Here is a 13,852-nt window from a genome sequence, read left to right on the forward strand (position 1 = left end):
GACGCGTGTGGCTAATGGTGCAGCTTACGCCGCAAGCTATCAATTGGTGTTAAGAGGGTAAAGCTCCTTGGTACCCAAATCAGACGGAAGGACACGTGGACGTCCGCCCAGGACCGTCACGGCCTCCGCCCCGGCGCGGCGTCCGGCGTCCAGCGCGGCCTCGTCCCCGGCCCCGCTCAGCAGGGCCGTGAGCAGCCCGGCGGCGAACGCGTCCCCCGCCCCAATGGAGTCAACCACTTCGGTGGTGAGCGCGGGAACCCGAGCGGCCAACTTTCCGTCCCTGGCCATCAACGCGCCGCGGGATCCGAGCTTCACCGCCGCCGCGCCGTAGCGGAGGCTCAGGCTCTCGGCCGCCCCCTCGGCGGTGGCCTCGCCGGTGAGCAGCAGTGCCTCGTCCAGGTTGGGGATGATCAGCTGGGCGGTCAGGGTCTCCTGGACGAACCGCTCGACGCCGAACGAGCGCAGGAAACCGGTCGAGGCCGGGTCCACGCTGATCGAGACGCCGCGCCGGGACGCCTCGGCCATGGCGAGCCGGGAAAGCTGGAGCCCCGGCTCGGCGAACAGCGTGTACCCGGACAGGTGGAGATGACCCACCCCGTCGAGCAGGCTCTCGTCCCAGTCGCCCGTGCCGATGTGCCCGCCCGCGCCCCTGTTGGTGAGCATGGATCGCTCCCCGGTCACGTCGACCATGGCGATCACCACCGCGGTGGGCCGGTCGGGGTCGACCCGCAGGTGCGGCCGTACCCCGAATCGCCGTAGCTCGGCGGCGTGCCAGTCGGCGGTGTCGAAGCCGGCCCGGGTCAGGATCCGCACGTCGGCGCCCAGCCGGGCGGCCCAGGAGGCCGTGTTCGCCCCCGACCCTCCGGGGCGCAGCACGATGTCGGCGACGGTGTCCGTCCCGACGGCCAGGCCGCTCCTGGCGGACCCACCGTGAAGTGCGACGACGTCGGTCACCACGTCGCCGATGACCAGCAGACCCGTTCCGGCCACGGTGTCCTCAGTCTCCCCGGCTCCAGGAGGCCGCGATCTGCCCGGCGACGCGGGCGTTGCCCCGCACCGCGGCCAGGTTCGCCTCGAGCGAGGCGCCGTCGGTGCCGCGCACCAGGTAGCCCAGCAGGAACGGGGTGATGGCCTGACCGGTGATCTGCCGCCGCTCCGCCTCGGCGAGGGCCCCGGCGAGGACCCGGTCGTGCAGCTCGGGGTCGAGCTGTTCGGGCAGCGGCACCGGGTTGGCGACGATCAGCGCGGTCTCCGGGCCGCCGAGCGCGTCCTGGGCCCGCATGATGCCCGCGGCCTCGTCCGGGGTCTCGATCCGCCAGTCGACCGGCTCACCCGAGGAGTGCAGGTAGAAGCCGGGGAACTCGTCGGTGCGGAACCCCGCGATCGTGACGCCGCGCGTCTCCAGCCGCTGCAGGGTGGCCGGGACGTCCAGGATCGACTTCACGCCCGCGCAGACCACGGTGATGCGGGTCCGGCTCAGCATGTCGAGGTCGGCCGACTCGTCCTGGCTCTCGGTCCACCCGCGGTGCACGCCGCCGAGACCGCCGGTGGCGAAGATCCGGATGCCCGCCCTGGCGGCCAGGAACGAGGTGGCGGAGACCGTGGTCGCCCCGCTCGCCCCGAGCGCGGCGGCGGCGGGCAGGTCGCGGAAGCCCAGCTTGCGCAGCCCCCGCTCACCGGCGACGCGCTCCAGCTCGCTCTTGTCGAGGCCGATGCGCGCCACGCCGTCCAGCACCGCGATCGTCGCGGGCACCGCCCCGGCCTCCCGGACGATCTGCTCCAGCTCCACCGCGACCTCGAGGTTGCGGGGCTGGGGCAGGCCGTGGGAGATGATCGTGGACTCCAGCGCCACGATCGGGGCGCCCTGCTCCAGCGCCTCGGCCACCTCGCTGGAGGGGCGGAGCATGCCGGAGAGGGACTGTCGGGTGGTACGCATGAGCTGGTTCTGTCTCCTTGTCCGAGGTCGTAATCATTGCTTGCTTTTGGAACGGTGTAAACGACACCGTCTTCCCCAAAAAGAGCACGTTACGGCGGTTGCGGGGAGACGTCCACTTAAAGATCAGCCAATGACCAGCACTCCGAACAGTGAGATCCCGCCGATGATGACCGTGGCGATCCCGCCCAGGAGCAGCGAACGCCCACCCCGCACGAGCCTCCGCAGGTCGACACCGGTGCCCAGGGCGAAGAGCGCCGCCGCGAGCAGCACCGCCGTCAGATCGGGGACCACCCGGGTGATCCCGGCCGGCACCACGCCCAGGCTCCGCGCCGCCACGGCCGCGACGAACCCGGCGACGAACAGCGGCACCACCGGCGGGCGTCGCGCCGCCCGCCCGGCCTCGGGACGTTCCGCCGCGGTACGGCGCGGGAAGGCCGCGGCACGGCGCAGGGAGACGGAGGTGAGCCCGACGATCGGGGCGAGCAGGACGACCCGGGCCAGCTTGACGGCCACCGCGCTCACCAGCACCCCCGCCCCGGCCGCCGCGCCGATCGCCGCCACCTGCGCGACCTCGTGGACCGAGGCCCCGGCCCACAGGCCCAGCTGGTGCGGGGTCAGCCCCAGCGCCCCCGCGAGCAGGGGCAGCGTGACGATCGAGACGCTGCCGTACAGGACGACCACGCTCACCGCGGCCGCCACGTCGTCGTCGTCGCTCTCCGCGACCTCGTGCATGGCGGCCACGGCCGCGGCCCCGCAGACGGACACGCCGGTCGCGATCAGCAGGGACCTGCGCGGGCTCACCCCGACGCGGCCTCCGATCCACCGCGTCGCGGCGAACGTGACGCCGGTCCCCACGGCGACCACCGCCAGCGCCCGCCAGCCGAGCGCCAGCAGTTCCGGCAGCGCGATCTGCAGGCCGAGCAGCACGATCGCCAGGCGCAGCACCCGGCGGGCGGCGAACCCGAGCCCGGGGGCCAGCGACCGGTGCAGGCCGCCGAGGTTGGTGAGCGCGACCCCGAGGACCACCGCGACCACGGCGGCGCTCACCCCGGGAACGACCCTGGTCGCGGCCGTCGCCAGGACCACCGCGACGGCCGCGGCCCCGAGCCCCGGCGCGAGCGCTCCGAGTGCCGCGAGCACTCCGGGTCTCGGTGCCGGCGCCGGTCGTACGGGTGCCTGAGGAGTGCGCGCGGCGGAGCCGGGAGAACGCGTGAGCGGGGAGGGGGAGGCGGGCATCCCCCGAGTGTCGGCGCGGCGCGCGGAGGCCGGTAGCCATCACCTCCCTGGAAGGTCATAGCCTGGCGCTATGAGCGAGCTGCCCGACCTCGAATCCCTGCGCCTGCTCGTCGACGTGGAACGCCTGGGCAGCCTCGGCCAGGCGGCCCGGGCCGCGGGCGTCGCGCAGCCGTCGGTGAGCAAGCGCATCTCGCTGCTGGAACGCCGCCTCGGGCTGCCACTGCTGGAACGCACCCCGCGCGGGTCCACCCTCACCCCGCAGGGCGTGATGGTCTCGGCCTGGGCCGCGCAGGTGCTGGCGGCGGCGGAGGAGCTCATGCGGGGGGCGGAGGCGGTACGGCACGGCCGGGCCGCGCACCTGCACATCGCCGCCAGCATGACGGTGGCCGAGTACCTGCTGCCGCGCTGGCTGGGGGAGCTCCAGGACCGCGAGCCCCAGGTCCAGGTCGGCCTGGACGTGCAGAACTCGGCCGAGGTGGCGAGGCTGATCGGCGGGAAGATCGAGCTGGGGTTCGTGGAGGGGCCCTCGGTCCCGGCCGGGCTGGTGTCGCGGGTGGTGGCCACCGACAGGCTCGTGGTGGTGGTCGCGCCGGGGCACCCGTGGGCGCGCCGCCGCACCCCGCTGCTCGCCGCCGAACTGGCCGCCACCCCGCTGGTCGTCCGCGAGCGGGGGTCGGGCACCCGCGAGACGCTGGACCTCGCGCTCACCGGCCACGACGTCGCCGCCCCGAAGCTGGAGCTCGGTTCCAACGCCGCGGTCAAGGGCGCCGCCCGTGAGGGCGCCGCCCCCGCCGTGCTCAGCGGTTACGCGGTGGAGGCCGAGCTGGCCACCGGCCGCCTGGTCGAGGTGCCCACGAGGGACATCGACCTCACGCGCCGGCTGCGGGCGGTCTGGCGCGAGGGCCGTGCCCCCACCGGCCCCGCCGCCACCCTCCTCACGATCACCCTCTCCGCCGCCCGCGAGGGGCGGTGATCCGGGCGGTCGCGCGGTGCGGTCGGGGGCGCGTGCGGCTGCCGGCGGGTGTGCCGGCGGGTAGGGCGGCGGGGCGTGTGCGGTTGCCGGCGGGTGGGGGCGGTGGAGCGCGTGCGGCTGCGCTTATGGCCGCCAGTACGGCGATATTTCGGGAATTCGGGATATGGTGAGGCACATGGTGATGGTCGAGACGCCGAGCGTGCTCTGTCCCGAGCCGCACTGGCAGACGGGTCTCTGACGGCCGCGGTCCCGGCCCCGCGTCCCCTCACCTCCCCTCATCGGGAAGACCTCACCTCACCGGGAAGTCTCGTGCTCCGCTCTCGCTACGAAGCCGTGATCGTCGGAGGCGGCCACAACGGCCTGGTCGCCGCCGCCTACCTCGCCCGCGCCGGACGGCGCGTCCTCGTCCTGGAACGCCTCGGTCACGTCGGCGGGCTCGCCGTGTCGGCGCGGGCGTTCCCCGGGGTCGACGCCCGGCTCTCGCGCTACTCGTACCTGGTCAGCCTGCTGCCCTCGAAGGTCGTCGCCGACCTGGGCCTCAAGATCGCACTGCGCCGCCGCCGGTACGCCTCGTACACGCCGGTGGGGGAGACCGGGCTGCTGGTCGACAACGGCGACGCCGCGCGGACCGCGGCGTCCTTCGCCGGGGTCACCGGGGGCGACGGCGAGCTGGAGGCGTGGCGGCGCTTCTACGGGATGACCGCCGACGTGGCCGAGCGGGTCGCGCCGACGCTGCTGGAACCCCTCGCCGACCGGGCGGCGATGCGGAACCTCGTCGGCGAGGAGGCCTGGCGCGACCTGTTCGAGCGGCCGGTCGGCGAGGTGGTGGACGAGCGGTTCGCCGACGACACCGTGCGCGGCGTGGTCCTCACCGACGCCCTCATCGGCACCTTCGCCGACCCCTCGGACCCCGGCCTGCTGGCCAACCGCTGCCTCCTCTACCACGTGATCGGCGACGGGACCGGCGACTGGAACGTCCCCGTCGGCGGCATGGGCGCGGTGTCCGGCGCGCTCGCCGGCGCCGCCCGCGCCGCAGGGGCGGAGATCCTGACCGGCGCCGAGGTCCTCGCGGTCGACCCCTCGGGCGAGGTCGCCTTCCGCGACGCGGACGGGGAGCACACGGTGACGGGCGAGCGGATCCTGGCCAACGTGCCGCCCGCCGTGCTCGCCCGGCTGCTCGGAGGGGCCGGGCCCGTCCCGGAGGGGGCCCAGCTCAAGGTCAACATGGTGCTCTCGAGGCTGCCGCGCCTGCGCGACCCCGGCGTGGACCCCGCGGCGGCGTTCAGCGGCACGTTCCACATCAACGAGGGCCGCGACCAGCTCGCCCGCGCGTACGCGGAGGCGTCGGCCGGGCGGATCCCCTCGCTGCCCCCGGCCGAGGTCTACTGCCACTCGCTGACCGACCCCTCCATCCTCGGCCCGGAACTGCGCGAGGCCGGAGCCCACACGATGACGCTGTTCGGCCTGCACATGCCCGCCAGGCTGTTCCGGGAGGACCCGGCGGGGGCGCACGAGGCCGCGCTGCGCGCCACGCTCGCCTCGATGAACGCGGTGCTCGCCGAGCCCGTCGAGGACTGCCTGCTGCGCGCCCCCGACGGCAGGCCCTGCCTGGAGGCGAAGACCCCGGTCGACCTGGAGACCGAGGCGGGCCTGCCCGGCGGGCACATCTTCCACCGCGACCTGTCCTGGCCGTACGGGGAGCCGGGGCGGTGGGGGGTGGAGACCGCCTTCGAGCGCGTCCTGCTCTGCGGCGCGGGCGCCCGGCGCGGCGGCGGCGTCAGCGGCATCCCCGGCCACAACGCCGCCATGGCGCTGCTCGCCTGAGACGTTCATCCGGCTCTCATGATGGGCGTCTACCGTGGAGGCCATGGCCGAGGGTGAGGCGGCGCGGGTGCTGGTCGTGGACGACGAGCCCGCGCTCAGGGAGGCGTTGCAGAGCAGCCTGGAGTTCGAGGGCTACCGGGTCGGCCTGGCCTCGGACGGCCGGGCGGCGCTGGAGGCGATCGACCGGGAGCCGTACGAGCTGGTCCTGCTCGACGTCATGATGCCCCGGCTGGACGGGCTGACCGCCTGCCGCAGGCTCAGGGCGGCGGGCAACCACCTGCCGGTGCTCATGCTCACCGCCCGCGACGCCGTGGGCGACCGGGTGTCGGGCCTGGACGCGGGGGCCGACGACTACCTGGTCAAGCCGTTCGAGCTGGACGAGCTGCTGGCGCGCGTCAGGGCGCTGCTGCGGCGCGGCGCCCTGAGCGCGCCCGCGGCCGAGGACGACGCGGTCCTGACTTTCGGCGACCTGCGGATGGACGTCGCCGGCCGCGAGGTCACCCGGGCCGGCGAGCCGCTGGAGCTGACCCGCACCGAGTACCTGCTGCTGGAGCTGCTCATGGTCCACCCCCGCCAGGTGCTCACCCGCGAGCAGATCCTCGGCGAGGTGTGGGGCTTCGACTTCGAGCCGTCCTCCAACTCCCTCGACGTCTACGTCATGTACCTGCGCCGCAAGACCGAGATCGGCGGGCGCCCCCGGCTGATCCACACCGTCCGGGGCGTCGGCTACGTGCTGCGGGCCTCCGCGTGAACGGTCGCCGCTCCCTGCGCTCCCGGCTGACCCTGCTGGTGGCGGCGGCCGTGGCGCTGGCGATCGCGGTGTGCGCGGCGCTGTGCTGGTTCGTCGTGCGGGCCGAGCTGCTGCGGCAGGTGGACGGTTCGCTGGAGGGACGGCCGCAGGGCATGGAGTGGATCGGGCCGTACTGTCCGGGGGGGCCGCGAGGGCAGGGAGTCCCGGGGGTCCCGGGAGACCGGGGAGAGATCGCCGGTCGCAGGCTGCCGTCCCGCCTGCCGCCCATCCAGCTGGTCTACGCCGACGGCGGGAGGTGCGTGGCGGGTTCCACCCCCGTCAGGGTCACCCCGGCGGACCTGGCCCTGACCCACGGCCCCCTGGGCGGGCGGGCGTTGAGGAACGGCGTGACCGACGGGGGCGAGGAGGTCCGGGTGATGACGAGGAACGTCCGCCCGGGTCTCGCGGTCATGGAGTCCCGGTCCCTGGAGGAGGTCCGCTCCACCCTCGCCGCGCTCGCCTGGATCCTCGCGGGGGTCACCGCGCTCGGCGTGCTCGGCGCCGCCTCCGCCGGGCTGCTCGTCTCCCGTACGGCGCTGCGTCCCGTCGGCCGCCTGACCGAGGCCGTCGAGTACGTCGCCAGGACCGAGGACCTCGACACCAGGATCCCGGTCGAGGGCACCGACGAGATCGCCAGGCTCGGCGTCTCCTTCAACGCGATGACCACCGCGCTGGCCGGGTCCCGCGAGCGCCAGCGACGGCTGATCGCCGACGCGGGGCACGAGCTGCGCACCCCGCTCACCAGCCTGCGCACCAACATCGACCTGCTGCTGCGCAGCGAGAACGCCGGACGCCCCCTCGACGCCGCTCCCAAGCGCAGGCTGCTGGCCAACCTCAAGGCCCAGTTCGAGGAGATGTCCACGCTCGTCGGGGACCTGCTCCAGCTCTCGCGCTCGGAGGACGAGCACGAGCCGCACGTCGAGGTCGCCTTCCACGACGCCGTCGAGGCGGCCGTGCGCAGGGCCCGGCTGCGCGCCCCCGACACCGCGGTCGAGGTGGAGCTGAGTCCCTGGTACCTGCGCGGCGACCAGGCCGCCCTGGAGCGGGCCGTGGTGAACCTGCTGGACAACGCGGTGAAGTTCTCGGCGGACCGGGCCGATCCGGTGAGCGTGCGGCTGCGTGACGGCGAGCTGACTGTCAGGGACCACGGCCCCGGCATCCCGGAGGAGGAGCTGCCGTACGTGTTCGACCGGTTCTGGCGGTCGTCCTCGGCCCGCAGCATGCCCGGCTCGGGACTGGGGCTGGCCATCGTGGCCAAGGCCGTGCGCGACGCCGGGGGAGAGGTGAACCTGGAGAACGCCGCCGGGGGTGGCACCCTCGCCCGCCTCCGCCTGCCCGGCTCTCCCACCCGGTCCCCCGCCGCGGGCGCGTGAGCCGCTCGTACGGTGACCGGATACGGCCGGTGAGACCGGGGCGAAACTATTGACTGATTGGCCAATCAGGAGTAGTGGGGCGGTGACCCCACGCTGCTGTAGTCTTGCGCCGTGCACAGCGGAGGAGGAGCGCGCAGCAGCCGCGCCGACCAGGCCGACCAGCGCCGAGCGGAGCTCCTTGAAGCCGCCAGGCGGGTCGTGCTGGAGCGCGGGCTGGCCAGCACCCGCGTCGCCGACATCGCCAGGGCGACGAACGTGAGCGGTGGGCTGATCCACTACCATTTCGCCACCAAGGACGATCTCATCACCGAGATGCTCCGCAGCACCAGCGACTCCGAGATCCAGCGGCTGAAGGAGATCGTCGCGGGCCCCGGCACCGCCGTCCAGCTCCTCGACCGGGTCCTGCGCTTCTACATCCCGGCCTCCCGCTCCGACCAGAGCTGGATCCTCTGGGTCGACGCCTGGGCCGTCGGGGTGCGCGAGGAGCACGTCCGCACCATCCTGCTGGAGCTGGAGGGCGCCTGGATCGAGATTCTCAGCCAGGTGATCTCCGACGGCGTTGCCTCGGGCGAGTTCACCTGCGACGACCCCCTGGGCTCGGCCGAGCGGATCGACGGCATGCTCGACGGTCTCGTGGTCCGGTACACCCTGCACACCGGCAACATGTCGCGGAGCAGGATGCTCCACCACGCCCGGGTCGCCGCCGCCCGAGAGGTCGGCCTCGCCCTCTCCGACTTCCCCGACGCGCCGGCCGAGTCCTCCTAGGACCCGCGTCGAGGCCGGTCACGGCGACGAGGACCGTGGCCTCGCGGCCCTAGCCGAGGGATTCGGCTGCCTTGGACATCGGACCTCCCGCGTCACCGGTGTTGAGCGTGCCGGCGGGCTCCACGAGCAGGATGGCCGTCTCCTCCTCGGCCACCGGGCAGTGCTCGACACCGCGGGGCACCACGTACAGTTCGCCGGGCCCGAGGACGACGTCCCCCTCTCCGAGCCGGATGGTGAGCCGGCCGCTGATGACCAGGAACAGCTCGTCGGTCTCCGGGTGGGTGTGCCAGACGAACTCCCCCTTGAGCTTGGCGAGCTTGATCTCGTAGTCGTTGAGGTCGGCGATCTTCTTCTGCGTCCACAACTCGCCGAACCGGTCCAGCGCGCGGACGATGTTGACGGGATCCAGGGAAACGGACAACTCGCTGCCACCTTTCGAACAGGACCGCCCCGGCCGGGGCGGTGGCCGATGTGACGAGCGTGGCCCACGCGCAGGCCGTCCGTCTTGTACGTTTCTGGCATGACCGCCCGCCGACCGCCGCCGACGATCAGGGCGTGGCGGCCGCCTGTCGCCGGCATCGCCGAGGTCTTCCACGCGCACTTCACCGACCACGCCTACCCGGCCCATACGCACGACACGTGGGATCTCATGATCCTCGATGCCGGGGCGGTCGACTTCGGGCTGGATCGTCACCGGCACGGCGCCGCCGACCCCGCCGCCGCCGTCGTGCTCCTGCCGCCGGGTGTCCCGCACGACGGCAGGACCGTCACCCCCGCCGGCTTCCGCAAGAAAGTCCTCTACCTGGACACCGGCGTGCTTCCGGAACACCTGACAGGCAGGGCGGTGGACGCTCCGATCGTCGCCGATCCGCTCCTGCGTCACCGCATCCACCGGCTGCACGCCGCCCTCGGCCGGCCGGGGGAGGAGTTCGAGGCCGGATCACGCCTGTCGTTCGTCGCGGAGCGGCTGCGGTTCCATCTCGAGGCGTCGCGGCCTCGCACACCCGGCCGTGAGGCGCACCGCCTGGCCGCCGGGCTGCGTGAACTGCTGGACGCGCGCGTCCGGGAGGGCCTGTCACTGCAGGAGGCCGCCGCCGTCCTGCACGCTCACCCGACCCACCTGATCCGGTGCTTCAAGCAGACCTACGGCCTGCCGCCGCACGCCTACCTCACGGGCAGACGCGTCGAACACGCGCGCCGGGCCCTGCTGAGCGGCCGGCGGCCGGCCGAGGTGGCCACGAGCGTGGGCTTCCACGACCAGGCGCACCTGACCCGGCACTTCACCCGGCACGTCGGCACCACACCCGCCCGTTACACCACGCGGACCTGAGAGGAGGGAAGCCTCGTCCGGCTTCCGGCCGTCGCGGCGTGTCCGGGCGGTCAGGCCCGGGGGGTGGGCAGGGCGGCGAGCAGGAAGGCCAGCCGGGCCGCGGCGTCGTCGATGTTCTCGCTGCTGCCGAGCCGGTAACCCCACGACGTGATGAAGCCGCCGTCCGGGGAGCAGGTCACGGTCTCGGCCAGGGTGCTGCTGAAGCGGTTGCGGACGTAGACGTAGGCGGGATCGCCGAACGAGATCCGTTGCACGGAAAGGTCGGCGTGCAGTCGTATCGCGGCAACGAGTCTCTCGAGACAAGACAGCGTGTCCAGCATCGTGCGTCACCTCCGTCTCGACAGAGAATTGCACGATCTTGGGATGCTAATCAAGCAATTGCGGTGTTTGGTCGGCTGATTGTCCGGAGAAATCGCTGAGTACTCGGACGATCACCGATCTGGCGCCCTCCCTGAAGGCCGCGACCTCGCAGAGTTCCTCGAAGGTGCGCGCGTAGAAGGCGACGTCCTCCGGGTCGCGCAGCAGCAGGTCCCTCGTCCTGGTCGGCACCGCCACGTGGTCGTCGTCGTACATCCAGAAGCCGTTGAGCAGCGCCGAGGGCAGGGACGCCTCGAAGGGGATCACGCCGAACTCCACGTTCGGCAGCGCCGTCACCGCCAGCAACCGGTCGAGCTGCCCGCGCATCACGTCCAGCGGGGCGAGCCGGTGGCGCAGCGCCGCCTCCGGCATGACGAACCTGAACCGCTTGCTCTGGTCGTAGAGGATGTCCTGGCGCTGCATGCGCACCCGGATGGCCGCGTCGATCTCGTCGGGCGCCTGGTAGAGGCGCTTGATCCGGGTGAAGATGCTCCTGGCGTACTCGGTGGTCTGCAGCAGCCCGATGATCACGCCGGGCTCGAACACCCGTAGCTGGGTAGTCCGCGCCTCCACGTCGCGGATGTCCTCCTGGAGCGCCGCCAGCCCGCTGCGGTGCCGCTGCCGCCAGGAGTCCTGGCGGCCCAGGAGGCTCGCGGCCTGCTCCACCAGCTCCCCGGCGATCTCGGGGGAGGCGTCCACGGCCTGCGCCCACCGGGTGACGTCGTCCTCGGTCGCGGTCTGGCGGGCGTTCTCGATCCGGGAGACCTTGGACGCCTGCCATCTCAACCGCTCGGCCAGCTCCTTGCCCGACAGGTGGGCGGCCTCACGCAGGTGCCGTAGCCGCACCCCGAGTTCGGTTCTGGCCTGCTGGAACCCGGTCACACGATCTCCTCGGCCGTTCGCGCGAGCCGGATGGCGCGGCCGCCGTCCGCCTGTGCTCCCAGCGTGCCCACGTCACCTCCCGCATGGTGCGCACGACGCTAGACCCGAGAATGTGGATCAAGCCAGAGAGCACTCCTAATCGTGACCAACATTTACAGAAAGTACTCGGCGCGCGATGTCCACGAGAAGCTCGCGCGGTACCTCGACGGCGGTTTCGCCGTCCAGGACGTGGCGCAGATCGGCCAGCGCCGCCGCGTCGGTCACCCGGAGGCCCTGCACCACGATGGTCCCGCGGTCGGTCTCGTAGAGGGAGGGACAGGCCCCCGCCTCGGAGGTGGAGCCAAGAAACCGGAGACGCATGACTGAATCCTTCCCCGAACCACATTCTTGAAGCAATTGCGAGCAATCCTGGGGCGCGAAAGGTTGCATGAAGGTTTCAAGGGGGCGGACCGGTGCCGGAGCAGGGGGCAGGGGGTGCTGAGGCGCAGGCCGGGAACAACCCGGCGGACCTGATGGGCGAGGTGTTCCCGCGACGGAGGACGCCCGGGCGGCGCCCCTACGCCGGGGCCGGAGTCTGGGCGGTTCCCGTGCGGGAGGCCCGCTCGATCGTGTCGACGAGCCGGTGCCGCCGCAGCGCGTGGTCGAAGCCGGGCACGGTGTGCGTGCCCTCGCGCAGATCCCGGGCGAAGCGCGCGTACACCTGGGCCACGCCCTGCGCCGTCGCGGGCAGGTCGCGCGGGACCGGATGGAAGAGGCTGTCGGGCAGGGCGATGTCGGCGAGCGCCTGGGCGTCGCCCCGGCCTCCCCGCAGTCGCAGGTCCAGCGCCTGGAGGTTGCCGTTGACGCCGGGCGCGGTCAGGACGAGGTCGCCGTCGGTGCCGTTGATCTCCCAGTGGAAGTTGTCGCCGCGGGAGACGCCGCCCCGGTAGAACAGCGAGAGGGCGGCACCGCCGCGGAAGGTGCCCGTGACGGACACCTGGTCGGCCACCGTCACCGGGATGGTGGAGCCGTCGTCGATCACCTGTGCTTGCGTGAGGCTGGTGACCAGGTTGGCCGAGACGGTCGTGAGCTCGCCGAGCACGGCGTTCACCGCCTCCAGGGCGTGCAGCGCCGACGCGGTCAGGGGCGTCGCGCCGGCGGCGGCGTCGTAGAGGTAGGCGTGCGCACGGTCGGTCACGGGGCCCCAGGCCAGGCCCGATCCGACCAGTGTCGTGCCGAGCACCTTCCCGACGTAGCCGTCCGCGACCAGGTCACGGGTGTGGCGGATCGCCGGAAGGAAGCCGCCCTGCAGCCCGATCACCGTGCGGACCCCCGCGGCCTCGGCCCGGGTGGCCAGGTCGGCCGCCTCGTCGGTGCCGACGCCGAGGGGCCACTCGCTGTAGACCATCTTCCCCGCCGCCAGCGCCGCGGAGATCAGCGCGTGGTGGTGGGGCACCTTGACCGACACCACCACCAGATCCACTCCGGGGTGGGCGATCAGGTCCGCGGGGTCGTCGAAGGCCGCCGGGACGTCGAACTCCTTGGCGGCCAGGTCGGCGGACGTGCGGCGTGACGTGCTGATGGCGCGCAACTCGTAGCCCGGGAGGGCCTTGAGCGCGGGAACGTGGCTGATGGCGGCCCAGCCGCCGGTGCTCGCCCCGATGATGCCGACGCCGATGTTCATGATGCTCCTAGGGTGATGCCCGGCCGCCTGTGGCGAACGGGGTGTGCCGATGTCGTCTCTTCCTGTCCACCGACGGCGAATATCTTGAATGATCGTTACAGATTCGGGCCGTGAAAACATCAGTCGAGGCAGCCCAGGGCCGCCTCCACGACGCTCATCAGGTACCGGCGGTCGGGGTTGATCGCCCCCGTGACACGTAACCCGTGGATGAGGGTCATGAGGAACCTCGCCGAGTCGCGGGGATCACGGACGCCGACCGGCTCACCGCGGTTCTGGGCCGCTCTGATCGCCTCGGTCAGCTCGTCCTCCAGCAGCGAGGTCGTCGCCCCCACCCGCGCGGACACCTCGGGGTCGTGGCACAGCCGCTCGGTCGCGGCGCTGACGATCAGGCAGGTCTGCTCACGCCCGTCCCGCAGGATGGTCTCCACCAGGTCGACCAGGATGTCGCGGATCAGCTCCCGTGCCGGGGTGCCGCTGCGCAGCAGATCGACCAGGGGGAGCGCGTACCGCTCCCGGTAGCGGTCCAGCACCGCCTGATACACGCCCTCCTTGCTGCCGAACGCCGCGTAGAGGGAGCCGCGGCCCACCCCGGTGGCGTCGACCAGGTCCTGCACCGAGGTGCCCTCGTAGCCCTTGTGCCGGAAGACGAACATCGCCGCTTCCAGCGCGGCCTCCGTGTCGAACTCCCTCACCCGTGCCATGTCGTCCAAGCTAGCCTTATCT

General features: G+C 72.7%; 15 protein-coding genes. 6 read left to right on the forward strand and 9 right to left on the reverse strand.

Features of this window, described 5'->3' with window-relative positions; translation table 11 throughout:
* Positions 1-39 precede the first annotated feature (39 nt).
* The 3 genes from ACVCAG_RS05810 to ACVCAG_RS05820 all read right to left on the reverse strand — a co-directional run bounded on the left by ACVCAG_RS05810 (position 40) and on the right by ACVCAG_RS05820 (position 3,076).
* Entirely contained in the window at positions 40-990 is a 951-nt protein-coding gene (locus tag ACVCAG_RS05810) for a PfkB family carbohydrate kinase (protein ID WP_440082333.1), read from the reverse strand.
* Positions 991-997: 7 nt separating this feature from the next.
* The gene (locus ACVCAG_RS05815; protein WP_440063699.1) at positions 998-1,936 is read right to left on the reverse strand and encodes a pseudouridine-5'-phosphate glycosidase; all 939 of its coding nucleotides are present in this window, start codon (positions 1,934-1,936) and stop codon (positions 998-1,000) included.
* Between the two features lie 123 nt (positions 1,937-2,059).
* The gene (locus ACVCAG_RS05820; protein WP_447189567.1) at positions 2,060-3,076 is read right to left on the reverse strand and encodes a YeiH family protein; all 1,017 of its coding nucleotides are present in this window, start codon (positions 3,074-3,076) and stop codon (positions 2,060-2,062) included.
* A 166-nt stretch (positions 3,077-3,242) separates the two neighbouring features.
* Between ACVCAG_RS05820 and ACVCAG_RS05825 the strand changes: the two genes are divergently transcribed.
* From ACVCAG_RS05825 to ACVCAG_RS05845, 5 genes are all read left to right on the forward strand, one after another.
* The gene (locus tag ACVCAG_RS05825; protein ID WP_440082335.1) at positions 3,243-4,145 is read left to right on the forward strand and encodes a LysR substrate-binding domain-containing protein; all 903 of its coding nucleotides are present in this window, start codon (positions 3,243-3,245) and stop codon (positions 4,143-4,145) included.
* A gap of 309 nt (positions 4,146-4,454) precedes the next feature.
* The gene (locus ACVCAG_RS05830) at positions 4,455-5,969 is read left to right on the forward strand and encodes an NAD(P)-binding protein (RefSeq protein WP_440082337.1); all 1,515 of its coding nucleotides are present in this window, start codon (positions 4,455-4,457) and stop codon (positions 5,967-5,969) included.
* A 43-nt stretch (positions 5,970-6,012) separates the two neighbouring features.
* On the forward strand, positions 6,013-6,720 hold the full coding sequence (locus ACVCAG_RS05835) for a response regulator (protein ID WP_440082338.1): 708 nt from the start codon (positions 6,013-6,015) through the stop codon (positions 6,718-6,720).
* The gene (locus ACVCAG_RS05840; RefSeq protein WP_440082340.1) at positions 6,717-8,132 is read left to right on the forward strand and encodes an ATP-binding protein; all 1,416 of its coding nucleotides are present in this window, start codon (positions 6,717-6,719) and stop codon (positions 8,130-8,132) included. The genes ACVCAG_RS05835 and ACVCAG_RS05840 overlap by 4 nt, the downstream gene beginning before the upstream one ends.
* Positions 8,133-8,243: 111 nt before the next feature.
* On the forward strand, positions 8,244-8,897 hold the full coding sequence (locus tag ACVCAG_RS05845) for a TetR family transcriptional regulator C-terminal domain-containing protein (RefSeq protein WP_440082342.1): 654 nt from the start codon (positions 8,244-8,246) through the stop codon (positions 8,895-8,897).
* A gap of 49 nt (positions 8,898-8,946) precedes the next feature.
* Here the strand turns inward: ACVCAG_RS05845 and ACVCAG_RS05850 are convergent, their stop codons facing one another.
* On the reverse strand, positions 8,947-9,318 hold the full coding sequence (locus ACVCAG_RS05850) for a cupin domain-containing protein (RefSeq protein WP_440082343.1): 372 nt from the start codon (positions 9,316-9,318) through the stop codon (positions 8,947-8,949).
* 99 nt (positions 9,319-9,417) lie between these two features.
* Here ACVCAG_RS05850 and ACVCAG_RS05855 point away from each other — a divergent pair, with 99 nt between their 5' ends.
* Positions 9,418-10,227, forward strand: a complete 810-nt coding sequence (locus ACVCAG_RS05855) for a helix-turn-helix domain-containing protein (protein ID WP_440082344.1) — start codon at positions 9,418-9,420, stop codon at positions 10,225-10,227.
* Positions 10,228-10,277: 50 nt separating this feature from the next.
* Here ACVCAG_RS05855 and ACVCAG_RS05860 read toward each other — a convergent pair whose 3' ends face one another.
* The 5 genes from ACVCAG_RS05860 to ACVCAG_RS05880 all read right to left on the reverse strand — a co-directional run bounded on the left by ACVCAG_RS05860 (position 10,278) and on the right by ACVCAG_RS05880 (position 13,830).
* On the reverse strand, positions 10,278-10,547 hold the full coding sequence (locus tag ACVCAG_RS05860; RefSeq protein ID WP_440082346.1) for a hypothetical protein: 270 nt from the start codon (positions 10,545-10,547) through the stop codon (positions 10,278-10,280).
* A gap of 46 nt (positions 10,548-10,593) precedes the next feature.
* Entirely contained in the window at positions 10,594-11,466 is an 873-nt protein-coding gene (locus ACVCAG_RS05865; protein WP_440082347.1) for a Scr1 family TA system antitoxin-like transcriptional regulator, read from the reverse strand.
* 135 nt (positions 11,467-11,601) lie between these two features.
* Positions 11,602-11,826 carry a hypothetical protein gene (locus tag ACVCAG_RS05870; protein WP_440082348.1) on the reverse strand — a complete coding sequence of 75 codons (225 nt, stop codon included), beginning with the start codon at positions 11,824-11,826 and terminating at the stop codon, positions 11,602-11,604.
* A gap of 196 nt (positions 11,827-12,022) precedes the next feature.
* Positions 12,023-13,129: a Gfo/Idh/MocA family oxidoreductase gene (locus ACVCAG_RS05875; protein WP_440082349.1), complete on the reverse strand. Its 1,107-nt coding sequence runs from the start codon at positions 13,127-13,129 to the stop codon at positions 12,023-12,025.
* Positions 13,130-13,248: 119 nt separating this feature from the next.
* Positions 13,249-13,830, reverse strand: a complete 582-nt coding sequence (locus tag ACVCAG_RS05880) for a TetR family transcriptional regulator (RefSeq protein WP_440082350.1) — start codon at positions 13,828-13,830, stop codon at positions 13,249-13,251.
* Between the last annotated feature and the right edge of the window lie 22 nt (positions 13,831-13,852).

Source organism: Streptosporangium sp. G12, from assembly GCF_052983175.1.

Bases quoted from the DNA above. Each gene is read 5' to 3' on its own strand.
- ACVCAG_RS05870 (WP_440082348.1), bottom strand. From the start codon at position 11,826: ATGCGTCTCCGGTTTCTTGGCTCCACCTCCGAGGCGGGGGCCTGTCCC.
- ACVCAG_RS05860 (WP_440082346.1), bottom strand. From the start codon at position 10,547: ATGCTGGACACGCTGTCTTGTCTCGAGAGACTCGTTGCCGCGATACGA.
- ACVCAG_RS05825 (WP_440082335.1), top strand. From the start codon at position 3,243: ATGAGCGAGCTGCCCGACCTCGAATCCCTGCGCCTGCTCGTCGACGTG.
- ACVCAG_RS05835 (WP_440082338.1), top strand. From the start codon at position 6,013: ATGGCCGAGGGTGAGGCGGCGCGGGTGCTGGTCGTGGACGACGAGCCC.
- ACVCAG_RS05855 (WP_440082344.1), top strand. From the start codon at position 9,418: ATGACCGCCCGCCGACCGCCGCCGACGATCAGGGCGTGGCGGCCGCCT.
- ACVCAG_RS05815 (WP_440063699.1), bottom strand. From the start codon at position 1,936: ATGCGTACCACCCGACAGTCCCTCTCCGGCATGCTCCGCCCCTCCAGC.
- ACVCAG_RS05875 (WP_440082349.1), bottom strand. From the start codon at position 13,129: ATGAACATCGGCGTCGGCATCATCGGGGCGAGCACCGGCGGCTGGGCC.
- ACVCAG_RS05880 (WP_440082350.1), bottom strand. From the start codon at position 13,830: ATGGCACGGGTGAGGGAGTTCGACACGGAGGCCGCGCTGGAAGCGGCG.